Consider the following 21,565-nt stretch of genomic DNA (forward strand, 5'->3'; position numbering starts at 1 on the left):
CCATTATCGCATTGTCGCCGGGAACCCGCCAACGCAGGGTTTCCGGGCAAGGCGGCTCGATCTGACCCGCGTTTACCGTGCGCTTAAACCGATGCGACGGCGAACGGGATCGTCGACAGGCGGGATTTACTTGCCCGGCTTGACCGAAGCGACTTCCTTGTCAGCCTGGTCGCGCGTTGCCTTGATCGATTGCGGCATGTACTTCTGCATCAGGCCGTTGACCACATCGCGGCCAACCTGGTCTTGCACCTGAATGAACTTGCGGCCGGTCGGGCTGCGGTAGAACGACGTCAGGTCCTTGATTTCCTGGGTGCTGTAGTACTTTGCGTAAGCTTCGTACTGAGCTTCCATGGCGTCCTGCTTGAAGCCGTCCGTGTTGAAGACCTGGCCTGCGCCGTCAACCAGCTTCGGCACTGCGTTCTTCTGCAGCGTCGGGACAGCAGCTTGCTTCTGCTTGTCCGTCATCGTCTTGTTTTCCGACAGCGCGTCCGAGAGGATCGCCGGCACGAGCTGCTTGGCCTGCATCTGTGCGCTGTTGCCGATTGCGCCGACGAGCTTCTGCGCGTCGATCGCGTCCAGCAGGTCCTTGATCGCGGCTTGCTTGGCCGAATCGATCGGTGCTGCGGCTGCAGCCGGAGCCTGTGCGGGCGCCTGGGACTGGAGCGCCTGAGCCATGGCAAACGTCGGCACGAGAGCGGCCAGCAACATAACCTGCTTGAATCGTTTTTGCATCATTACTCCCTCTGTGAAATTAATCGAATTGCCTGCCCGGCGGACGCGGGGCGCGCCTGATTCAGGCCGGTCGCGGTCTGTTCCGCGACCCCTGCACCCGCTGCCCAATCCACCCGGCATTCATTCAGAACCTGCAGCGCCGTTCAGCACTTCTGTGCTGTCACGCCGCCACCGGCAAACCGATACCAACACTCAACAGCCACTTGATGCGGCCACCCGGACGCACACCGAAAGCACCCGAAGAAGCCCACCAGACGCCTGACACGACGCGGCCCGCTCGCGCGGGCCGTTCAGTCCTGCGGGCCTAGCCTTACTCCTCGCTTTCGCCCTCGCCTTCAGCGATGTCGCCGTCGGCGTCTTCCGCTTCGGCAACCTGCTGCAGACCCGAGAGCTTCGTGCCTTCGTCAAGGCTGATGAGTGTAACACCTTGCGTTGCACGGCCCATTTCGCGAATCTCCGAAACGCGCGTGCGAATCAGCACGCCCGTGGTCGTGATCAGCATGATCTGGGCTTCCGGGTCCACCAGCGTCGCCGCCACCACCTTGCCGTTGCGCTCCGACGTCTGGATCGCAATCATGCCCTTGGTGCCGCGGCCGTGACGCGTGTACTCGGTGATCGGCGTGCGCTTGCCGTAACCGTTTTCGGTTGCGGTCAGCACGGACTGCTGTTCGTCGCCGGCCACCAGCAGGGCAATGACCTGCTGGGTGTCGTCGAGCTGCATGCCGCGCACGCCGCGTGCCTCGCGGCCCATCGGGCGCACGTCGTTTTCGTCGAAGCGCACGGCCTTGCCTGCGTCCGAGAACAGCATGACGTCGTGCGCGCCGTCGGTGATGGCTGCGCCGATCAGGTAATCGCCGTCATCCAGACCGACCGCAATAATACCCTTGCGCAACGGGCGGCTGAAGGCTTCGAGCGGCGTCTTCTTGACCGTACCCAGAGCCGTCGCCATAAAGACGAACTTGTCGGCCGAGAATTCCTTCACCGGCAGCACCACCGTGATCTTCTCGCCGTCCTGCAGCGGGAACATGTTCACGATCGGACGGCCGCGCGAATTGCGCGAACCTTGCGGAACCTCATAGACCTTGACCCAATACACGCGGCCACGGTTCGAGAAACACAGGATGTGGTCGTGCGTATTGGCGATGAAGAGCGTGTCGATCCAGTCGTCGTCCTTCATCGAGGTCGCCTGCTTGCCGCGACCGCCGCGCTTCTGCGCGCGATATTCGGACAGCGGCTGCGACTTCACGTAACCGGCGTGCGACATGGTCACGACCATGTCCTGCGGCGTGATCAGGTCTTCGGTGTTCAGTTCCGTCGCGTTCAGCTCGATCTTCGAGCGGCGGGCGTCGCCGAATTCGCTCTTGATCGCGGTGAGTTCGTCGGAAATCATCACCGTGACGCGCTCGGGGCGCGACAGGATGTCCAGCAGGTCGGCGATCTGGGCCATGACTTCGCGGTACTCGCCGATGATCTTGTCCTGCTCCAGACCCGTCAGGCGTTGCAGACGCATTTGCAGGATTTCCTGCGCCTGCGTGTCGGACAGACGATAGAGACCGTCGCCCTGCATGCCGTACAGCGGGTTGAGGCCTTCCGGACGATAGGCATCGCGCCCGCCCGCCGTGGCGTTGTCCTGCTCGGCGCGCGTGAGCATCTCGCGCACCAGCGACGAATCCCACGGACGGTTCATCAACTCCTGCTTCGCGATCGGCGGCGTAGGCGCTGCCTTGATGATGGCGATGAATTCGTCGATGTTCGCCAGCGCAACGGCCAGGCCTTCCAGCACGTGACCGCGTTCGCGCGCCTTGCGCAGCTCGTACACCGTGCGGCGCGTGAGCACTTCACGACGGTGCGACAGGAAATGGTAGAGCATTTCCTTCAGGTTCAGCAGCTTCGGCTGGTTATCCACCAGCGCGACCATGTTCATGCCGAACGTGTCCTGCAGCTGCGTCGCCTTGTAAAGGTTGTTGAGAATGACCTCGGGCACTTCGCCGCGCTTGAGCTCGATCACGACACGCATGCCGCTCTTGTCGGACTCGTCGCGGATGTCGGAAATACCTTCGAGCTTCTTCTCGTTGACCAGTTCGGCGATGCGCTCGAGCAGCGAACGCTTGTTCACCTGATACGGCAGTTCGTCGACGATGATCGCCATGCGCTGGCCGCGATCGATCTCTTCGAAGTGCGTGGCGGCGCGCATCACCACGCGGCCGCGGCCGGTGCGATAGCCATCGCGCACGCCCGCGACGCCATAAATAATGCCGGCGGTCGGGAAATCGGGTGCGGGAATGATCTCGATCAACTCGTCGATCGTGGCCTGGGGATTTTTCAGCAGGTGCTGGCAGGCGTCGACAACTTCGTTGAGATTGTGCGGCGGAATATTCGTGGCCATGCCGACCGCGATACCCGACGAGCCGTTGATCAGCAGGTTCGGAATGCGCGCGGGCAGGATCAGCGGCTCGCTTTCGCTGCCGTCGTAGTTCGGCCCGAAGTCGACCGTTTCCTTGTCGATGTCGGCCAGCAATTCGTGACCGATCTTCGCCATGCGGATTTCGGTGTAACGCATGGCCGCGGCGTTGTCGCCGTCGATCGAACCGAAGTTGCCCTGGCCGTCGACCAGCATGTAGCGCAGCGAGAAGTTCTGCGCCATACGCACGATGGTGTCGTACACCGCCGTGTCGCCGTGCGGGTGGTATTTACCGATCACGTCGCCGACGATACGCGCCGACTTCTTATAGGCGCGATTCCAGTCGTTGTTCAACTCGTGCATCGCGTACAGCACGCGACGGTGCACGGGCTTGAGGCCGTCGCGCACATCCGGAAGTGCCCGCCCGACGATCACGCTCATCGCGTAATCGAGATACGAGCGGCGCATTTCCTCCTCGAGGGAGATAGGCAGAGTCTCTTTGGCGAATTGATCCATTATCGATGTCGTTGTCAGGCACGCGCGGTGCTACCGGCAAAAGCCGCCGGAAGCCGCGCAACGCACCCTGCTGTCGCATGGACGCCGCAGACGCAGCGCAATCTTCCGATTCTATCATGCGCGGCACCCCCGCCCGCCGTCCGGGCACGATGTACGTATACCTATTAGAGGGGTGAGTCCGAACGGCTCAGAAAGGCTCAAACGACCAGGCGCGGATTGACCCGTGGATTGACCCGCCGATTAATCTGCGGATTGCGCTATGAATTCGCAAAGCAATTAAGGAAATCCCGCCTGGATGCGAGGCATAAAAGTCCTATGCGAGTCATATAGGAGTCATCTGCGCGCGACAGAAACGCAGGCATTTACGTCCTGCTTATGACAATGCGCAGCACTTGATCGATGATGGCTTGCGCCCGCCCAGGTACCAGGCAGACTACCAGGCAATCGAGCGGGAACTTTTTGTTGCGGACCTACCACATTCGCCAGGGCCCAAAAGTAAGGGGCGGATTTTTTTTATCGTCGGAAGGGAACGATATGGCAAAATGCGAACGCACAAAGAGTTAGACACCGCTCGAAGTCTACACAAGACGTGCCCCACAACGCGCCAATGTTATACTTCGAGCAATGTATGACTTGTCTTCGTCATATGGCTCGCAGTAAACCTGCGGTAATCTCAATTTCGAGAGGAGAAATATGAATAAACTTTCAAAGCTCGCGTTCATTGCAGCTACCGCAGTAGTCGCTGCAACCGCACAGGCACAATCGGTGCCGGCGTCGCGACAAGCCGTCAATGACAACTGGGTGAATGGTACCGGCGAATACGTGTGGATGAACGGCACGAACGAGCTTTGCTGGCGCGATGCATTCTGGACGCCGGCCACGGCCAACGCAAAGTGCGATGGCGCGCTGGTCGCCCAGGCACCGACGCCGCCGGTCGCTCCGGTTGCTCCGGCTATCACGAGCCAGAAGATCACGTATCAAGCTGACGCCCTGTTCGACTTCGACAAGGCTGTCCTGAAGCCGGCTGGCAAGGAAAAGCTGGACGATCTGGCAAGCAAGATCCAGGCTCTGAACCTCGAAGTCGTCGTTGCGACCGGCTACACGGACCGCATCGGCTCGGCTGCCTACAACGACCGTCTGTCGCTGCGCCGTGCGCAGGCAGTCAAGTCGTACCTGGTCAGCAAGGGCGTTCCGGCAGAGCGTATCTACACGGAAGGCAAGGGCAAGCGCAACCCGGTTACGACTGGTTGCAACCAGAAGAACCGCAAGCAGCTGATCTCGTGCCTCGCACCGGATCGCCGCGTGGAAGTCGAAGTCGTCGGCACGCAAAAGCAGTAATCTGCGAGCTGCGACAGCACGACTCAAAACCCCGCTCCGGCGGGGTTTTTTTATTGCGCGATCGGTCTGGATCGCACGCCGATCTGCCGCTATCCGCCCTCACCTGCCCGTCATCGTCCGGGCATGGCGTCTGCTGACAAGACCCGCAAAGCGGCGCGCGCTATGCCGCCCTGTTTTGCCGTCAAAGGCGCTCGCCTTTATACTCTGGGCTTGTTCCACCCTCGCTTGCGCGCTTCAGGCCAATCCGACATGACGAATGCCGATCCCCACGAACTGCAGAAATTCAGCGATCTCGCTCATCGCTGGTGGGACCCGAACGCGGAGTTCAAGCCGCTGCACGAGCTGAATCCCATTCGTCTCGGCTGGATCGACAGCCACGCGCATCTGGGCGGCAAGCGCGTGCTCGATATCGGTTGCGGCGGCGGCATCCTGTCGGAATCGATGGCGGGACTCGGCGCCAACGTGAAAGGCATCGACCTGTCCAGCGAAGCGCTGGGCGTAGCCGACCTGCATAGCCTCGAAAGCGGCATCACGCTGGAATACGAAGAGATCGCCGCCGAAGCGATCGCGGCACGCGAGCCGGGCTCGTTCGACGTCGTCACCTGCATGGAAATGCTCGAGCACGTGCCCGAGCCGCTGAGCGTGGTGAAAGCGTGCGCAACGCTTGTGAAGCCGGGCGGTTGGGTGTTCTTCTCCACGCTCAACCGCAATGTGAAGTCCTATCTGCTGGCCGTGATCGGCGCGGAATACATCGCGCAGATGCTGCCCAAGGGCACGCACGACTACGAGCGTTTCATCCGTCCCTCGGAACTGGCCAGCTTTGCGCGTCAAGCCGGTCTGACGACGGCCGAGATCAAGGGCATCACGTACAACCCGCTCACGCGTCGCTTCGCGCTGTCGAACGATTCGAGCGTCAACTATATGATCGCCTGCCGGCGCGAAGCCTGAACCGGCGCCCGCACTTCATCTCCGACATGACCCAGAACACGCCTGACACTCCGTCCGTGGACGGCACGGCGCTGCGCGCCTGCGACGCCGTCCTGTTCGACTTCGACGGCACGCTCGCCGATACGGCGCCCGACCTCGCCGCCGCCGTCAACCAGATGCGCCACGCGCGCGGTCTTGCGCCCGCGCCCTACGAGAAGCTGCGCCCGCTCGCCTCCGCGGGTGCGCGAGGCCTGATCGGCGGCGCCTTCGGCATCGGCCCGGACGACCGCGAGTTCGCAGCGATGCGCGAGGAATTCCTCGCCAACTACGCGGCGAATCTGCGCGTGGAAACGGCGCTGTTCGCCGGCATCGACGCCGTGCTCGACGATCTCGATGCGCGCGGCGTGCGCTGGGGCATCGTGACCAACAAGGTCGCGCGCCTGACCGATCCGCTCGTCAAGCTCATGCACCTCGACACGCGCGCGGCCTGCGTCGTCAGCGGCGATACGACACCGTATTCGAAGCCGCACCCCGCCCCGCTGCTACACGCGGCGCAGGCGCTCGGCATCGAGCCTACTCGCGTGGTCTACGTGGGCGACGACCTGCGCGACATCCAGGCGGGCCAGGCGGCCGGCATGGCGACCATCGCCGCCGCCTACGGTTACTGTGGCAACGTGGAGCCGCCTGCGCAGTGGAACGCAGACTTCGTCGCCGATACGGCCGAAGCCCTGTTCGCGCAGCTCCAGTTCGTGGGCCAGCGCGGCTGAGCGCCGATTGAGCGTGCACCGCGCCGCTTGAAAAGGGCACGGTTCGCCTCATCTGCCGAACTATGGGATAATCGTTCCTTCCTCTGGGGCCGACCTGGTTTCGACAGGGGTTATGAAGTAGGCAGGGCATGCCGAGGACCCGTCACCTCGTTAATCAATGGGAAAAACGTAACTGCAAACGACGAAACGTTCGCACTGGCAGCCTAAGGGCCGCCGTCCTCTGCCTGGCTCACTGACGGGCTAGTGTCGCAAGACCGGTAGCAATACCGCCAGAGGTCATATACGTCAGTTAAGCTCTGTCGGCGTCACGACGCCAGAGTCGAAAACCTAGTGAATCGCCGTAGCGCAGCGTGTTCGTCCGCGTCGCTCCGGTTAAATCAAATGACAGAACTACGCATGTAGAACTGTTTATGGACTGCTTCTGGACGCGGGTTCGATTCCCGCCGGCTCCACCAGAATTTGTTGCAGCAATATAAAAAACTCGCGAAAGCTTTTTAAAGCTTCGCGAGTTTTTTGTTTTTGCACTGCAATAAATCTGCCATAAATAAAAAGCGGCGCAAACGCGCCGCCTTTCATTTCAAAACAATTTGTAAATCCCGCAACAATTAATTATCTTGCGGGCATTGCAGATTACAGCCATTCGGATCGCCGAGATCACCCTTCTTGCGCATTGACGATGCCTTGCCGTGCTGATATTTAGCGGACGGCGCGGACGCGGCGAATTGCATCTGCGGATGTTCCTGAAGACGGAATTCGTCGGTCAGGATGCCGCCCGGCACGCCGGGCGAGTTCTGCGCGAAAGCGACGTTGACGGTGGCAAACAGCGCGCCTGCGGTTGCAGCAGCTGCACAAACATTCAGCAAAAATTTCATGGTCGATCGGCGCGGACTGCGCGCATCTGGAACGGGGGAGCTTATACCGGTCGAAAGTATCACAAAAAGCGGCGGGTTCTGCAGCGTAGGCTTACGGAGATATTGCTCCGCGTTACAACCGCCACCGCACCTTAAGCCGCGAACACCTGCCCCGACCAGCCCTCGCCCAGCGGCACCACCGTGCCGCACTCGCCCGGGTCGTAGCCTTCCAGCCGCGCCACCGCCTCGCGAAACGGCGCGCCGCGCAGCAGTTCGAGCACGGCAGCCAGCGGCTCGCGTTCGAGCTGGGCGCGATCGCAGGCGAAGTAATAGTCCTCGTCGACGATGGGGATGAAGTCGAGGCCGAAGTGATGCGCCGCCGGCTCCACGCCGAAGCCCACATCGGCCATGCCGCTGGCCACGAAGGCCGCGATCGCCGAATGCGTGAGTTCGGACGACGCATAGCCGTTCACGCGATCCGGATCGACGCCGATACGCGTGAGCAGCAGATCGATCAGCAGTCGCGTGCCCGAGCCTGGTTGCCGGTTGACGAAGCGGATGTCACCGCGCGCGAGATCGGCGAGACCCGTCACCTGACGCGGGTTGCCACGCCCGACAAACAAGCCCTGCTTGCGCCGCGTCAGATGCACCAGCACGTGACGCTGCGGATCGAGCCAGTTGCGATAGGCGTCGGCGCAGGCGGCGCGGAAATCGCCGCGCGGCAGATGGAAGCCCGCCAGATCGCATTCGCCACGCGCCAGCGCCGTGATGGCGTCGGCGCTATCGCGGTATTTGATTTCCACCGGCACCTGATCGCCAACCAGCGCCGTCACCAGCGCCGCCACCGCATAGCCATGCGAAGCGTGGATGCGCAGATCCTGCACGTCGGGCGCCAGCCAGCGATTGAGGTCGCTCGCCACTTCGCTGGCGAGCGCCTGGAGATTGCCATGCAGACGCTCGGTGCACAGCCGCTGCGAGCGCAGCACCGCCTCGCCCAGTTCCGAAAGCACCGAACCGCGCCCGCGCGCCTTGGCGATCAGCGCGCCGCCCAGGCGCTCTTCGACATCGCGCAACAAACCCCACGCATGGCGATAGGACAAACCCTTACGCTGCGCGGCCTGCGCGATGCTGCCTTCTTCCGCGACGAGCGCGAGTAGCGGCACAACGTCCGTCAGGCTTGCCTCGCGGCCATCCGCGTCGCGCACGACCAGTTGCGCCTGGCAATCGACCTTGATCATTATGAAGTCTTCCTTCCTATTGCAACGGCCATTCTACGGGCCTATTGTTCGTCCATACAACAAGACAACCCCAGCATAGATGCACACTTTATGAATAACAAGTGCATATATGCCCCTGGAGGAGCCTCACAATGGACGAGACAAATCCGCAATCGGCCACGCCGATAGCGGCTTCGGCTGATGCCCTCGTGCAGCGTCACGCGCTGCCGGGCCGCACCCTGCTGGCGATCCTGCACGCCATTCAGGACGAACTCGGTTACGTGCCGCCCGACACGGTCGGGCCGCTCGGTAAAGCGTTGAATCTCTCGCGCGCCGAAGTGCACGGCGTCCTCACCTACTACCACCATTTCCGCACCGCGCCGCCCGCGCCGGTCGTCGTCCAGCTTTGTCGCGCCGAGGCGTGCCGCAGCATGGGCAGCGAAGCGCTCGCACAGCATGCCGAAGCGCATACGGGATGCCACTTCGGCGCGCACTCGCATGACGAGCAGGCTTCGGGCGAAGGCGTCGCGCTGGAATCGGTCTATTGCCTCGGCCAGTGCGCGCTGTCGCCCGCCATGATGATTAACGGCACGCTGCACGCAAAAGTGACCCCGCAGAAGTTCGACAGGCTGCTGGCGAAGGCCGTCGCGGCTTCCACCGCCCGCACCGAGGAGGCCGCATGACGCGTATCTACGTTCCTCGCGATTCGTCCGCGCTGGCTTTGGGCGCCGATGAAGTCGCCGCCGCGATCCAGCGCGAAGCCGCCGCACGCGGCATCGACATCGAACTCGTGCGCAACGGTTCGCGCGGCCTGCTCTATCTCGAACCGCTCGTCGAAGTCGAGACGCCGGACGGCCGCGTCGGCTACGCGAATGTCGATGAAGGCGATGTCGGCGCGCTGTTCGACAGCGACTTCGTGCGCGGCGGCCAGCACGCCAGCGGCGTCGGTCTCGTCGAGCAGATTCCGTATCTGAGCCGCCAGCAGCGCCTGACCTTCGCGCGCATCGGCATTACCGATCCGCTGTCGACCGACGACTACGTCGCGCACGGCGGCCTCGAAGGTTTGCGCAATGCGCTGCAGACCGCCAGCGCCCAGGCCTGCGACGCCCTGATCGAATCGGGTCTGCGCGGACGCGGCGGCGCGGCCTTCCCGGCCGGCATCAAGTGGCGCACGGTCGCGCAGGCGCAGGCCGATCAGAAGTACATCGTCTGCAACGCCGACGAAGGCGATTCGGGCACGTTCTCCGATCGCCTCGTGATGGAAAGCGATCCCTACGTGCTGATCGAAGGCATGACGATCGCGGGCATCACGGTGGGCGCGACGGTCGGCCATATCTATGTGCGCAGCGAGTATCCGCATTCGATCGCCACGCTCGAGGAAGCCATCCAGCGTGCGCGCGCCGCGGGCTGGCTCGGCGACGATGTGCTCGGCAGCGGCAAGCGCTTCGATCTGTTCGTCGCCAAGGGCGCGGGCGCGTATGTGTGCGGCGAAGAAACCGCGCTGCTCGAATCGCTCGAAGGCAAGCGCGGCATCGTGCGCGCCAAGCCGCCGCTGCCCGCGCTGGCCGGTCTCTACGGCAAGCCGACGGTCATCAACAACGTCATCACGCTCGCTACGGTGCCGATCATCTTTGCGAAGGGCGCGGCGTTCTACAAGGATTTCGGCATGGGCCGCTCGCGCGGCACGCTGCCGTTCCAGCTTGCCGGCAATATCGCGCGCGGCGGTCTGGTCGAACTCGCGTTCGGCGTGACGCTGCGCGAACTGATGGTCGATTACGGCGGCGGCACCGCAAGTGGCCGTCCTGCGCGCGCCGTGCAGGTGGGCGGCCCGCTCGGCACCTATCTGCCCGAAAGCCAGTGGGACATTCCGATGGACTACGAAGCGTATGCGGCCGTCGGCGCGGTCGTGGGCCACGGCGGCATCGTGGTGCACGACGACACTTCGAATCTCGCCGAACTCGCGCAATACGCGATGGCGTTCTGCACGCTCGAATCCTGCGGCAAGTGCACGCCGTGCCGCATCGGCTCGACGCGCGGCGTCGAAGTGATTGCGAAGATCCGCCAAGGCGACACCTCCGAAAAACAGGTCACGCTGCTGCGCGATCTGTGCGACACGATGGTGTCCGGTTCGCTGTGCGCGATGGGCGGCATGACGCCCTTCCCGGTGCTTTCCGCGCTCGATCATTTCCCTGAAGATTTTGGTCTCGAACCCGCTGTACAACCGGCCACCGCAGCCTGAACAAGGAACCAGCATGTCCGACACGCTCTCCCAAGCCGGTGGTTGCGGTTCCGGCAATTGCGCCTGCAAATCGGCGGCGATGAACAAGGCCAATGCCCGCTCGCCATTCGACGACACCGATTACGGCACGCCGCTGCGCCACGCCGATATCGACGTCACGCTCGAAATCGACGGCCAGCCGGTCACGGTGCCGGCGGGCACGTCCGTGATGCGCGCCTCGATCGAAGCGGGCATCAACGTGCCCAAGCTCTGCGCGACCGATTCGCTGGAACCGTTCGGCTCGTGCCGTCTGTGTCTGGTCGAAATCGAAGGCCGGCGCGGTTATCCGGCTTCGTGCACGACGCCCGTCGAAGCGGGCATGAAGGTGCGCACGCAAACCGATCGTCTGCACAAGCTGCGCCGCAACGTGATGGAGCTGTACATCTCCGATCACCCGCTCGACTGTCTCACCTGCCCCGCCAACGGCGACTGCGAACTGCAGGACATGGCCGGCGTGACGGGCCTGCGCGAAGTGCGCTACGGCTTCGATGGCGCGAATCACCTCAAGGATCAGAAGGACGAATCGAACCCGTACTTCACCTACGATCCGTCGAAGTGCATCGTCTGCAATCGCTGCGTGCGCGCCTGCGAAGAAACGCAAGGCACCTTCGCGCTGACGATTGCCGCGCGCGGCTTCGAATCGCGCGTCGCCGCGGGCGCGAGCGAGCCGTTCATGGAATCGGAATGCGTTTCGTGCGGCGCGTGCGTGGCCGCCTGCCCCACCGCGACCTTGCAGGAAAAGAGCGTCGTGATGCTCGGCCAGGCCGAACATTCGGTCGTGACGACCTGCGCGTATTGCGGGGTCGGCTGCTCGTTCAAGGCCGAGATGAAGGGCAATCAGGTCGTGCGCATGGTGCCGCACAAGAACGGTCAGGCGAACGAAGGTCACGCCTGCGTGAAGGGCCGTTTCGCGTGGGGTTATGCCACGCACAAGGACCGCATCAAGAAGCCGATGATCCGCGCGAAGATCACCGATCCGTGGCGCGAAGTCAGCTGGGAAGAAGCGATCAACTACGCGGCCAGCGAATTCCGCCGCATCCAGGCGAAGCACGGGCGCGATTCGATCGGCGGGATTACGTCGTCGCGCTGCACGAACGAAGAAACCTATCTCGTGCAGAAACTCGTGCGCGCCGCGTTCGGCAATAACAATGTCGATACCTGCGCGCGCGTGTGCCATTCGCCCACGGGTTACGGCCTCAAGACCACGCTCGGCGAATCGGCCGGCACGCAGACGTTCGCCTCCGTCGACTATTCCGACGTGATCATGGTGATCGGCGCGAATCCGACCGACGGGCATCCGGTGTTCGGCTCGCGTCTGAAGCGCCGCGTGCGTCAGGGCGCGAAGCTGATCGTCGTCGATCCGCGCCGTATCGATATCGTCGATACCGCGCACGTGAAGGCCGAGCATCATCTGCAACTGCGCCCCGGCACCAACGTGGCGATGGTCAACTCGCTCGCGCACGTGATCGTCACCGAAGGTCTGGTCAACGAAGCGTTCGTGGCGGAGCGCTGCGAGACGCGCGCGTTCGAGCAATGGCGCGATTTCGTCGCGCTGCCGGAGAACTCGCCGGAAGCGATGGAAGCGCTCACGGGCGTGCCTGCCGATCAGGTGCGCGCGGCCGCGCGGCTCTACGCGCGCCAGGGCAACTCGGCGATCTACTACGGCCTGGGCGTGACGGAACACGCGCAAGGCTCGACGATGGTGATGGGCATCGCCAATCTCGCCATGGCCACGGGCAACATCGGCCGCGAAGGCGTGGGCGTGAATCCGCTGCGCGGCCAGAACAACGTGCAGGGTTCGTGCGATATGGGTTCGTTCCCGCACGAGCTGCCGGGCTATCGCCATGTGGGCGATGCGAATGTGCGCGCGCTGTTCGAAGATGCCTGGAACGTCGCGCTGCAAAGCGAGCCGGGACTGCGCATTCCGAACATGTTCGAAGCGGCGCTCGACGGCACGTTCATGGGCCTCTACTGCCAGGGCGAGGACATCGTCCAGTCCGATCCGAACACGCAGCATGTGGCGGCGGCGCTGTCGTCGATGGAATGTATCGTCGTGCAGGATATTTTCCTGAACGAGACGGCGAAGTACGCGCATGTGCTGCTGCCGGGTTCGTCGTTCCTCGAAAAAGACGGCACCTTCACCAATGCCGAACGCCGCATTTCGCGCGTGCGCAAGGTGATGCCGCCGATCGCCGGTTACGCCGACTGGGAAGCGACGATCCTGCTCGCCCGCGCGCTCGGCTACGAGATGGACTACACGCATCCGTCGCAGATCATGGACGAGATCGCGCGTCTCACGCCGACTTTCCACGGCGTCTCGTACAAGCGGCTCGACGAAATGGGCAGCATCCAGTGGCCGTGCAACGAGCAGGCGCCCGACGGCACGCCGATCATGCATATCGACGGATTCGTGCGCGGCAAGGGCAAGTTCGTCATCACGAAGTTCATCGCCTCGCCGGAGAAGGTCACGCGCCGCTTCCCGCTGCTGCTCACGACCGGGCGCATCCTGTCGCAGTACAACGTGGGCGCGCAGACGCGGCGCACCGAGAACTCGCGCTGGCACGAAGAGGATCGTCTGGAGGTGCATCCCGTCGATGCCGAGGATCGCGGCATTCGCGACGGCGACTGGGTGGGCATCGAATCGCGTGCGGGGCATACGGTGCTGCGCGCGAAGGTGAGCACGCGCATGCAGCCGGGCGTGGTCTACACGACCTTCCACTTCCCCGAATCGGGCGCGAACGTCATCACCACGGATGCCTCCGACTGGGCCACCAATTGCCCCGAGTACAAGGTGACCGCCGTGCAGGTGAGCCACGTGCAGCAGCCGTCGGAATGGCAACGCGAGTATTCGCGCTTCAACGAGACGCAGCTCGAGTTGCATCGCTCGCGCGAACCGCTGACCACTAACGGCAAATAAATCTGGGAAGACACGCGATGAAAAGCGATCACCTGATCGAAATGGCCAACCAGATCGGCATGTTCTTCGACTCGCTGCCCGATCGCGAGGAGGCGCTCACGGGCATTGCCGAACATATCCGCAAGTTCTGGGAGCCGCGCATGCGGCGCACGCTGCTGGCCGCGCTCGATGCCACGCATGAAAGCGACAGCTTTACCGCGATCGTGCGTGACGCGCTCGTGCAGCATCGCGAGGCGCTCACGCCCGCCACCTAGGAGGTGACAGGCGGACGCCGCGCGATCACTGCGCGGAAGGTTTAGGCGATGGCGCCGGCGCGAACCACGTTTCGCAATGGCGCAGCAGCCCGTGCAGATCCGAGCCCGTGCGCCCGCGCGCGCAGATATAGCCGTCGGGCCGCACGAGATAGAACGCGGGGCGCGTGCGGCCGTAGGCGTCGCCGAGCGTCGGTGCGCCTTCGCCCGCGAGCGGCACATCGCCCTCTTCCAGTTCCGCCAGCCACCAGACCCGCACCGCCTGCGGCATCGCACGCTCGATGGCTTCGGCGAAATGACGCAATGCCTCGGCGCCACTTCCGGCCGCGGGGCTCGCGTCGCCCGCGTGCTCGGCGACATCGGCGGCGCGCACCGTTTCTTCGTCCACCAGCAGAAAGAGCGAAAAACTCGCCGGATCGTGCAGATCGAAAATGCGGCCCTTGCCCGGCGCCTTGCCAAGCGGCCCATCGATCACGCGCACGCAGGCATCGGGCGCACGCTCGCCCGCGCGCGGCCCGCCATCGAGCACACGTTCGAGCGTGAGCGGACTACGCCGGTATTGAATCGACAATTCGCTCACCGCCTGGCGCGCCGCGTCGCGCAGCGGCCCGAGCGCGACCAGCGCCGGCATCACGCGCTCGCGCAGCAGCTTGAGCGGACCGTGATCGGCTTCGACCAGCTGCGTCATGAAGCTGGTCTGGCGCAGCACGATGCGCTCGATCGGCGAACGTTCGGCGTGGTAGGTATCGAGTAGCCGTTCGGGCGCGCCGGCCAGCACGCGCGCGAGTTTCCAGCCCAGATTGAACGCTTCCTGAATGCCCGTGTTCATGCCCTGCGCGCCCGCCGGGCTATGCACATGCGCGGCGTCGCCTGCGAAGAACACGCGCTCCATGCGCAGAAAACGCACCATGCGGCTGTTGATGCGGAAGTACGAGCCCCAGGTCATATCGGCGATCGAGACCGGATGATGCACGCGGCGCTCGACCACCGAGCGGCATTCTTCGAGCGTCGGCACCGGCATCGCGCCTTCGGGCGCGGCGGGCAGCATGGTCTTGTGATCGGCGATCAGGCGATAGCGGCCGTGGCCGTACGGAAACAGCGCAGCCAGACCGTCGCCCGAGGCGAACACGTGGAATTCGTCGTCGGACCAGGGCGTGCTCGCGTCGATATCGGCGAGCAGGAAAGACTGCGCGAGCGTCTCGCCATCGAACTGCATGCCGAGGTGATGGCGCACCGTGCTGTGCGCGCCGTCCGCCGCGATCAGCCAGGCGCAACGCAGCGCTTCCTGGCGGCCATCGGCGCGGCGCACATCGGCGCTGATACCTGCCGCGCCCTGATGCAGTTCCAGCAGTTCGCAGCCGCGCTCGACCTCGACGCCGAAGCTCGCCAGTTGCGCGGCGAGAATGCGTTCGGTTTCGCTCTGATCGAGAAAGAGCAGATACGGATAGCGCGTGAACAGCGGATCGAAGTCGAGTCGCGCGCGGCGCTGGCCGTTCGAATAGAGATTGGCGACGTGCGCGCGATGACCGCGCGCGAGAAACGGCTCGACGATGCGATGCTGCTCGAACAGTTCGAGCGTGCGCGCCTGGATGCCGATAGCGCGCGATTGACGTCCGGGTTCGCGCGTGCGATCGATCAGACGGACCGGAATGCGCGCGCGGGCGAGGCTCAGGGCAGCGGCGAGACCGGTCGGTCCCGCACCGACGATAAGCACGGACGGCTGGGAGAAAACCTCGGTCATGCAGACCTCCATACGGTCGACATGAAGCGTAGTGTACGCCCGCTCTTGGCGTGGCCGCGCGCGGGCCGGCGCGGCACTTAAGTGTGACTGTGCGGCGCGGCACCCAGTTGCTCACTGGAATGCACATCGGCTTGCACATCGGCCCGCATATCGAGCGCACAGCGATGCACGCTCGTACCGAGATCGACCTGCAAGGTCACATGCTGCACGCGAAACCGCGTACCCAGCGCGCTCACGATGGCATCGAGCGCCGCGTCGCCGGGATGGCCCGCCGGCATCACCAGATGCGCGGAAAGCGCATTGCCCGTGGTGGACAAGGCCCAGACATGCAGATCGTGCACATCGGTCACGCCATGCTGCTGCGCAAGAAAAAGCCGGATACCGTCGATATCGATGCCCTCGGGCACCGCCGCCAGCGCGAGACGCACCGATTCGCGCAGCAGACCCCAGGTGCCGCGCACGATCACGAGCACGACGACGATACTCATGGCCGGATCGACCCAGCTCCAGCCCGTACCGAGTATCACCAGCCCGCTCACCGCCACGGCCGCCGACACGCCCGCATCGGCGGCCATATGCAGGAAGGCGCCGCGAATGTTGATATCGTCCTTCTGGCCGCGCATGAACAGCCACGCCGAAAAACCATTGACGATCATGCCGACCGTCGCGACCACGAACACGTCGAGGCCCGCGACCGGCGCGGGATGGACCAGCCGCCCGATCGCTTCGGCCAGAATCGCGCCGCAGGCGACCAGCAGCAGCGCGGCATTGGCCAGCGACGCGAGAATCGAGCTGCTGCCGAAACCGAACGTATAGCGCGCCGAAGGCCGCCGCGTGGCAAGCCAGGCCGCGCCCCAGGCGAGCAGCAGGCCGAGCACATCGGAGAGATTGTGGCCCGCGTCCGCCAGCAGCGCGGCCGAATGCGCGAGCACGCCGTAGACGCCCTGCACGACCACGATGACGAGATTGAGCGCGACGGCCAGCGCGAATGCGCGGCCATGACCGTTGGCCGGCGCGTGGTGGTGATGATGGCCGTGTGAGCCGTGACCGGCGTGACTGTGGTGCGGATGATCGTGATGCCCATCGGCGCTCATTGCGCTGACCTCCGGCAAGGAAGACGCTGGCCCATTATGGCGGTTCTGGCACTGCACCAGGTCAAGAACCCACGTCCGAATGGCGGAACGCCTGCGCGAGTGTGGGAAAATGCCGCCTTTGCATCTTCAAAGTCTCTGCCTTCAGGTCATGGAACAGGTTTTTGTCCGCGCGTTCGCCGCACATCGCGACGGCCGGCTGGATGACGCCGAGCGCGGCTACCGCGCGACGCTCGCCGCCGATCCCGTACACGTCGATGCGCTGCATATGCTCGGCGTGCTGCGGCATCAACAGGGCCAGCACGCCGAAGCCGCGGACCTCGTGCGCCGGGCGGTCGACCTGCGCCCGGACGACGCCGCGCTCCAGTTGAACCTCGGCAATGCGCTGAAGGCGCTCGGCGATCTGGACCGCGCGATCGAGCGCTTTCGCAATGCGCTCACGCTCTCGCCCGCCTTCGCGCTCGCGCACTACAACCTCGGCAACGCCTACGCCGCGATCGGCCGCCACGAAGATGCGATGTACGCGTTCGGCCACGCGGTGCGCCTGCAGCCGGGCGATGCGTCGTCGCACAACAACCTCGGCAATGCACTGCACGCGCTCGGCCGTCACGCCGAAGCCGCCGACGCCTTCCGCCGCGCGCTGAAGATCCGCCCGGGCCACGCGGGCGCGCACAACAACCTCGGTATGGCCCTGAATGCGCTTGGCGACAGCGCGGGCGCGGTCGAGCATTTCCAGAAAGCGCTGCGCGCGCAGCCGCGTTTCGTGGCCGCGCATTTCAACCTCGCGAATACGCTCGACGCGACCGGCTATCACAGCCAGGCCGTATCCGGCTACGAGGCCGCGCTGGCGCTGCAACCGCAGTTCCCGCCCGCGCTGTTTGGTCTGGGCAACGCGCTCGCCGCGCTCGGCCGCCACGAAGCGGCCATCGGCGCCTATGAGCGCGCGATCGGCCTCGATCCCAAGTTTTCGCTGGCCTGGCTCGCGCTGGGCACGGCGCAGCACGCGCTGGGCCGTCACGCCGCCGCGCTGCGCGCCTTCGACGAAGCATTGCGCGCGCGACCCGATCTGGCCGCCGCGCACCTGAACCGCGCGCTCACGTGGCTCACGCTCGGCGACTTCCGGCGCGGCCTGCCCGAATACGAATGGCGTCTCGATCCGGCTTCGCGCGACACCGGCTTTGGCGCGCTGGGCGCGCCGGTCGCCACGCGCGAGTGCCCGCCGCCAACTTGCCCGCAAGGCGTGCCGCGCTGGCGCGGCGAGCCGCTCGGCGAGCGCACGCTGCTGATCCACGCCGAGCAGGGTTTCGGCGACACGCTGCAATTCATCCGCTTCGTGCCGTCGATTTTCGCGCTGGCGCAGGCCGGCACGCGCATCGTGCTCGAAGTGCAGGCGCCGCTCGTGCCGCTGATCGCCCCCGCCGCGCACACGGCGCGCATCACGCTGATCGCCCAAGGCACGCCGCGCCCGAACGCCGACCTGCAATGCCCGCTGCTGTCGCTGCCACTCGTGCTCGGCACCACCTTCGACGCCCTGCCCGCGCCGATGCCCTACCTCGCCGCGCCCACCGCGTACCGCCGCAAATGGCGCGGTTCGCTGGGCGGCCAGGCGCGGCGCAAGATCGGCCTCGCGTGGTCGGGCCGCATTCATCGGCACGAGAACCGCAGCATGCCGCTCGCGGCGCTCGAAGCGCTGTTCGCGCTCGACGGCATCGACTGGATCGTGTTGCAACCCCATTTGACCGACGCCGAACATGCAGCGCTCGACGTGCATCCGCGTGCGCGCTCGATTCATCGACTCGGTGAAAAGCTCGCCGATTTCGCCGATACCGCCGCCGTCATCGAACGGCTCGACGCCGTGGTGTCGATCGATACGTCGATTGCCCACCTGGCCGGCGCGCTCGACGCGAAGCTCTGGCTGATGCTGCCCTTTGCCGCCGACTGGCGCTGGTTCAGCGACACCGACGCGAGCCCGTGGTATCCGCGCGCGCGGCTCGTGCGCCAGCCGCGCCCGGGCGCATGGGACGAAGTCGTCGCGCAGGTGGCGAACGCCTTGCGCGAAGGCTGACGCGCCCGCGCGCCGCTTCGGCAAGCCATAAAAAAACCCGCATCGCTGCGGGTTTTTTTGCGTCTGCGAAACGCGCGGCCAACTTCAAACCGTTTTGTACTGATTGCGCGCTTCGGCCGTCCGGTAGAGCACGAGCGTGGCGATCAGCCCGCAGATACCGGCGACGCCCATCCACGCGCCCGGCGCGGCCTTGTTGCCGCTGACGTGGATCAGATAGGTCGAAATCGCCGGCGTGAAGCCCCCGATCGTCGTCGCGAGACTGTAGGCGAGCGAGAAGCCGGCCGTGCGCACATCGGCGGGCATGACTTCGGTGAGCGCCACGACCATCGCGCCGTTGTAGCAGCCATAGAGGAACGACAGCCACAACTCGACCATCAGCAGACGCGCGAACGACGGATCGGCCACGAGCCACTGCACTGCTGGATAGGCGGTCAGGATCGTGAGGATCGTAAAGGCGAGCAGCACGGGGCGACGGCCGATGCGGTCCGAAATCGCGCCCGACACCGGCAGCCAGAACAGATTCGACAGGCCGATACAGACCGTGACGATGAGCGTATCGAGTTCGCCCATCTTGAGCACTTCCTTGCCGAAAGTCGGCGTGTAGGCCGTGATCATGTAGAACGACACCGTCGTCATGATCACCATGCCCATGCCGCCGAGCACGATGCCCCAGTTCTGCGCCATCGACGCCATGATTTCGCGAATCGACGGACGATGCTTTTTCTTCGCGAATTCCTCGGTTTCCTGCAGCGAACGGCGAATCAGGAACAGGAACGGCACGATCAGACAGCCGATGATGAACGGCACGCGCCAGCCCCACGCCGTCATTTCCTCGACCGGCAGCAGGCGGTGCAGCACCACGCCGAGGAGGGCCGCGAAGATCACCGCGACCTGCTGGCTGCCCGACTGCCACGACACGTAGAAGCCCTTGTTGCCTTTGGTCGCGATCTCCGAGAGATAAACCGAGACGCCGCCCAGTTCCACGCCCGCCGAAAAGCCCTGCAGCAAACGCCCGAGCAGCACGAGCACCGGCGCGAGGACGCCGATGGTCGCGTAGCCCGGCACGACCGCAACGGCCAGCGTGCCCAGCGCCATCAGGCCGAGCGTGAGGATCAGGCCCTTGCGCCGCCCATGATGGTCGATATACGCGCCGAGGATGATCGCGCCCAGCGGCCGCACGAGGAAACCCGCGCCGAACACGGAGAGCGCGAGCATCAGCGAGGCGAACGGGTTATTGCTTGGGAAATAGGTCTTGGCGATCGCCGAGGCGTAGTAGCCATAGACCATGAAGTCGTACATTTCCAGGAAGTTGCCGCTGACGACGCGGAACACCGTGCGGAACTTCGATTCGCTGGAAGAAACGTGGGTCGCTGTGGACATGACGATCTCTGCATCTCTGAAGGTGAAACACGAAACACCGCCGCGGCGGCGATGCGCCACGACCTCACGCGCGCCCGCGCGGGCGCCCATTATGCTGCGGCCCCCAATACCCAGACATTCGGGGAAAACCTGGCCGTCTCTCGTCAATCAACAGCAACATCGGCCATTTCTTTCTAAATTAATTCAATTATTTCAAATAGCTTTCTTTTCGGCAGGGTATCGACGTGCGATACCTATCATGCACAATAGCTCATCGATGCGGCCTGTTCCGGCGATTTCACCGCCATGGCGATGGGCCGCGCTCTTCCCGCATAACGAATGCCCAGCATGCCCACCGCCGCCACCCTGACGTTGCGCCCGGCCACCGCCGCCGATGCCCCGCTCCTCGCCGCCATGCACGCCGCCAGCTGGCAGGCCACTTACCGCGGTCTGCTGCCGGCCGCCTTTCTCGAACGCGACGTCGATGCCGAGCGCGCCGCCTACTGGCGTGCGCGCATGGAAGCGCCCGGCGAAGAGCGCCGCCTCGTGCTGATCGCGGAACGCGACGCGCAGCCGCACGGCCGCACGCCGGTCGGCTTCGTGTGCGTCGAGCGCCAGCCCGAATCGCCGTGGGGCGTGCTGCTCGACAATCTGCATGCGCTGCCGGCGCATCAGGGCATCGGCGTGGGCAAGCGGCTCATGGAAGCCGCGCAGAGCTGGGCGCGCGCGCAGGGCGAAGCCCAGCTGTATCTCTACGTGCTCGACGGCAATACGCCGGCAATCGCCTTCTACGAGCGGCAAGGCTGGGAATTTTCGGGCGCCGAGCCCGATCACATGGGCGGCATCGACATCACCGCGCTGCGCTATATCTATCGGCTGAGCGCCATCTAGCCGCCGCCTGTTGCGCAAAGCGCACGCGAGCGGCCACGCCCTGCGCACCCAACGCGACCCTCGCGCGCGTGACGACTACACTTCCCGTCATATTTTCGGATGTTTCCGATGGATTGCCGGAAGTCGGACCTGCAAGATCAGAGATCAACCATACGACTTCCGAATAGCGCGCTGCCGCGCTGGATTGTGGCGCGCCTTTCGAACACCACCGTGTTCCGGTGCC

Annotated in this window: 16 protein-coding genes and 1 other RNA gene; 10 read left to right on the top strand and 7 right to left on the bottom strand. The window is 64.5% G+C overall.

Annotated elements, in window-relative coordinates; translation table 11 throughout:
* Nucleotides 1-126: 126 nt before the first annotated feature.
* Nucleotides 127-732 (bottom strand): DUF2059 domain-containing protein, encoded by a 606-nt coding sequence (locus tag G3N59_RS19645; RefSeq protein ID WP_205984316.1) that lies wholly within the window; start codon nucleotides 730-732, stop codon nucleotides 127-129.
* Between the two features lie 310 nt (nucleotides 733-1,042).
* Nucleotides 1,043-3,649: a DNA gyrase subunit A gene (gene gyrA / locus G3N59_RS19650; RefSeq protein WP_205984282.1), complete on the bottom strand. Its 2,607-nt coding sequence runs from the start codon at nucleotides 3,647-3,649 to the stop codon at nucleotides 1,043-1,045.
* Nucleotides 3,650-4,342: 693 nt separating this feature from the next.
* Here gyrA and ompA point away from each other — a divergent pair.
* The 4 genes from ompA to ssrA all read left to right on the top strand — a co-directional run bounded on the left by ompA (nucleotide 4,343) and on the right by ssrA (nucleotide 7,136).
* Nucleotides 4,343-4,987, top strand: a complete 645-nt coding sequence (ompA, locus tag G3N59_RS19655) for an outer membrane protein OmpA (protein ID WP_205984283.1) — start codon at nucleotides 4,343-4,345, stop codon at nucleotides 4,985-4,987.
* Between the two features lie 249 nt (nucleotides 4,988-5,236).
* A complete protein-coding gene (ubiG, locus tag G3N59_RS19660; RefSeq protein ID WP_205984284.1) occupies nucleotides 5,237-5,935 on the top strand; it encodes a bifunctional 2-polyprenyl-6-hydroxyphenol methylase/3-demethylubiquinol 3-O-methyltransferase UbiG in 699 nt (232 codons plus the stop codon).
* A gap of 26 nt (nucleotides 5,936-5,961) precedes the next feature.
* The gene (gene gph / locus G3N59_RS19665; RefSeq protein ID WP_205984285.1) at nucleotides 5,962-6,681 is read left to right on the top strand and encodes a phosphoglycolate phosphatase; all 720 of its coding nucleotides are present in this window, start codon (nucleotides 5,962-5,964) and stop codon (nucleotides 6,679-6,681) included.
* A gap of 85 nt (nucleotides 6,682-6,766) precedes the next feature.
* Nucleotides 6,767-7,136: a transfer-messenger RNA gene (ssrA, locus tag G3N59_RS19670) on the top strand.
* A gap of 150 nt (nucleotides 7,137-7,286) precedes the next feature.
* Here the strand turns inward: ssrA and G3N59_RS19675 are convergent.
* Together G3N59_RS19675 and G3N59_RS19680 are read right to left on the bottom strand one after the other, a co-directional pair.
* The gene (locus tag G3N59_RS19675) at nucleotides 7,287-7,553 is read right to left on the bottom strand and encodes a hypothetical protein (RefSeq protein WP_205984286.1); all 267 of its coding nucleotides are present in this window, start codon (nucleotides 7,551-7,553) and stop codon (nucleotides 7,287-7,289) included.
* Between the two features lie 131 nt (nucleotides 7,554-7,684).
* Entirely contained in the window at nucleotides 7,685-8,770 is a 1,086-nt protein-coding gene (locus G3N59_RS19680) for a substrate-binding domain-containing protein (RefSeq protein ID WP_205984287.1), read from the bottom strand.
* 131 nt (nucleotides 8,771-8,901) lie between these two features.
* Between G3N59_RS19680 and G3N59_RS19685 the strand changes: the two genes are divergently transcribed.
* From G3N59_RS19685 to G3N59_RS19700, 4 genes are read left to right on the top strand one after another with little or no spacing between them, the layout of a single operon-like run.
* On the top strand, nucleotides 8,902-9,432 hold the full coding sequence (locus G3N59_RS19685; protein WP_205984288.1) for an NAD(P)H-dependent oxidoreductase subunit E: 531 nt from the start codon (nucleotides 8,902-8,904) through the stop codon (nucleotides 9,430-9,432).
* Nucleotides 9,429-10,988 (top strand): formate dehydrogenase beta subunit, encoded by a 1,560-nt coding sequence (locus G3N59_RS19690; RefSeq protein ID WP_205984289.1) that lies wholly within the window; start codon nucleotides 9,429-9,431, stop codon nucleotides 10,986-10,988. The genes G3N59_RS19685 and G3N59_RS19690 overlap by 4 nt, the downstream gene beginning before the upstream one ends.
* A gap of 13 nt (nucleotides 10,989-11,001) precedes the next feature.
* The gene (fdhF, locus tag G3N59_RS19695; RefSeq protein ID WP_205984290.1) at nucleotides 11,002-13,944 is read left to right on the top strand and encodes a formate dehydrogenase subunit alpha; all 2,943 of its coding nucleotides are present in this window, start codon (nucleotides 11,002-11,004) and stop codon (nucleotides 13,942-13,944) included.
* 17 nt (nucleotides 13,945-13,961) lie between these two features.
* Nucleotides 13,962-14,198: a formate dehydrogenase subunit delta gene (locus G3N59_RS19700; RefSeq protein WP_205984291.1), complete on the top strand. Its 237-nt coding sequence runs from the start codon at nucleotides 13,962-13,964 to the stop codon at nucleotides 14,196-14,198.
* Nucleotides 14,199-14,223: 25 nt separating this feature from the next.
* Here the strand turns inward: G3N59_RS19700 and G3N59_RS19705 are convergent, their stop codons facing one another.
* Entirely contained in the window at nucleotides 14,224-15,936 is a 1,713-nt protein-coding gene (locus G3N59_RS19705; protein WP_205984292.1) for an FAD-dependent monooxygenase, read from the bottom strand.
* A 77-nt stretch (nucleotides 15,937-16,013) separates the two neighbouring features.
* A complete protein-coding gene (locus G3N59_RS19710) occupies nucleotides 16,014-17,030 on the bottom strand; it encodes a cation diffusion facilitator family transporter (protein ID WP_205984293.1) in 1,017 nt (338 codons plus the stop codon).
* A 148-nt stretch (nucleotides 17,031-17,178) separates the two neighbouring features.
* Here G3N59_RS19710 and G3N59_RS19715 point away from each other — a divergent pair, with 148 nt between their 5' ends.
* On the top strand, nucleotides 17,179-19,092 hold the full coding sequence (locus G3N59_RS19715; RefSeq protein ID WP_205984294.1) for a tetratricopeptide repeat protein: 1,914 nt from the start codon (nucleotides 17,179-17,181) through the stop codon (nucleotides 19,090-19,092).
* Between the two features lie 84 nt (nucleotides 19,093-19,176).
* Here the strand turns inward: G3N59_RS19715 and G3N59_RS19720 are convergent, their stop codons facing one another.
* Nucleotides 19,177-20,472: an MFS transporter gene (locus G3N59_RS19720; protein ID WP_205984295.1), complete on the bottom strand. Its 1,296-nt coding sequence runs from the start codon at nucleotides 20,470-20,472 to the stop codon at nucleotides 19,177-19,179.
* Between the two features lie 318 nt (nucleotides 20,473-20,790).
* Between G3N59_RS19720 and G3N59_RS19725 the strand changes: the two genes are divergently transcribed.
* Entirely contained in the window at nucleotides 20,791-21,342 is a 552-nt protein-coding gene (locus tag G3N59_RS19725; RefSeq protein WP_205984296.1) for a GNAT family N-acetyltransferase, read from the top strand.
* The last annotated feature ends 223 nt before the right edge of the window (nucleotides 21,343-21,565 follow it).

It is taken from the genome of Paraburkholderia sp. Ac-20340 (assembly GCF_017104965.1).
Classification (GTDB): Bacteria; Pseudomonadota; Gammaproteobacteria; order Burkholderiales; family Burkholderiaceae; genus Paraburkholderia.

Coding starts and splice junctions, on each gene's coding strand:
- ubiG (WP_205984284.1), top strand. CDS start 5,237: ATGACGAATGCCGATCCCCACGAACTGCAGAAATTCAGCGATCTCGCT.
- G3N59_RS19705 (WP_205984292.1), bottom strand. CDS start 15,936: ATGACCGAGGTTTTCTCCCAGCCGTCCGTGCTTATCGTCGGTGCGGGA.
- G3N59_RS19680 (WP_205984287.1), bottom strand. CDS start 8,770: ATGATCAAGGTCGATTGCCAGGCGCAACTGGTCGTGCGCGACGCGGAT.
- G3N59_RS19685 (WP_205984288.1), top strand. CDS start 8,902: ATGGACGAGACAAATCCGCAATCGGCCACGCCGATAGCGGCTTCGGCT.
- gyrA (WP_205984282.1), bottom strand. CDS start 3,649: ATGGATCAATTCGCCAAAGAGACTCTGCCTATCTCCCTCGAGGAGGAA.
- G3N59_RS19675 (WP_205984286.1), bottom strand. CDS start 7,553: ATGAAATTTTTGCTGAATGTTTGTGCAGCTGCTGCAACCGCAGGCGCG.
- G3N59_RS19690 (WP_205984289.1), top strand. CDS start 9,429: ATGACGCGTATCTACGTTCCTCGCGATTCGTCCGCGCTGGCTTTGGGC.
- fdhF (WP_205984290.1), top strand. CDS start 11,002: ATGTCCGACACGCTCTCCCAAGCCGGTGGTTGCGGTTCCGGCAATTGC.
- G3N59_RS19715 (WP_205984294.1), top strand. CDS start 17,179: ATGGAACAGGTTTTTGTCCGCGCGTTCGCCGCACATCGCGACGGCCGG.
- gph (WP_205984285.1), top strand. CDS start 5,962: ATGACCCAGAACACGCCTGACACTCCGTCCGTGGACGGCACGGCGCTG.
- G3N59_RS19725 (WP_205984296.1), top strand. CDS start 20,791: ATGCCCAGCATGCCCACCGCCGCCACCCTGACGTTGCGCCCGGCCACC.
- ompA (WP_205984283.1), top strand. CDS start 4,343: ATGAATAAACTTTCAAAGCTCGCGTTCATTGCAGCTACCGCAGTAGTC.
- G3N59_RS19710 (WP_205984293.1), bottom strand. CDS start 17,030: ATGAGCGCCGATGGGCATCACGATCATCCGCACCACAGTCACGCCGGT.
- G3N59_RS19700 (WP_205984291.1), top strand. CDS start 13,962: ATGAAAAGCGATCACCTGATCGAAATGGCCAACCAGATCGGCATGTTC.
- G3N59_RS19645 (WP_205984316.1), bottom strand. CDS start 732: ATGCAAAAACGATTCAAGCAGGTTATGTTGCTGGCCGCTCTCGTGCCG.
- G3N59_RS19720 (WP_205984295.1), bottom strand. CDS start 20,472: ATGTCCACAGCGACCCACGTTTCTTCCAGCGAATCGAAGTTCCGCACG.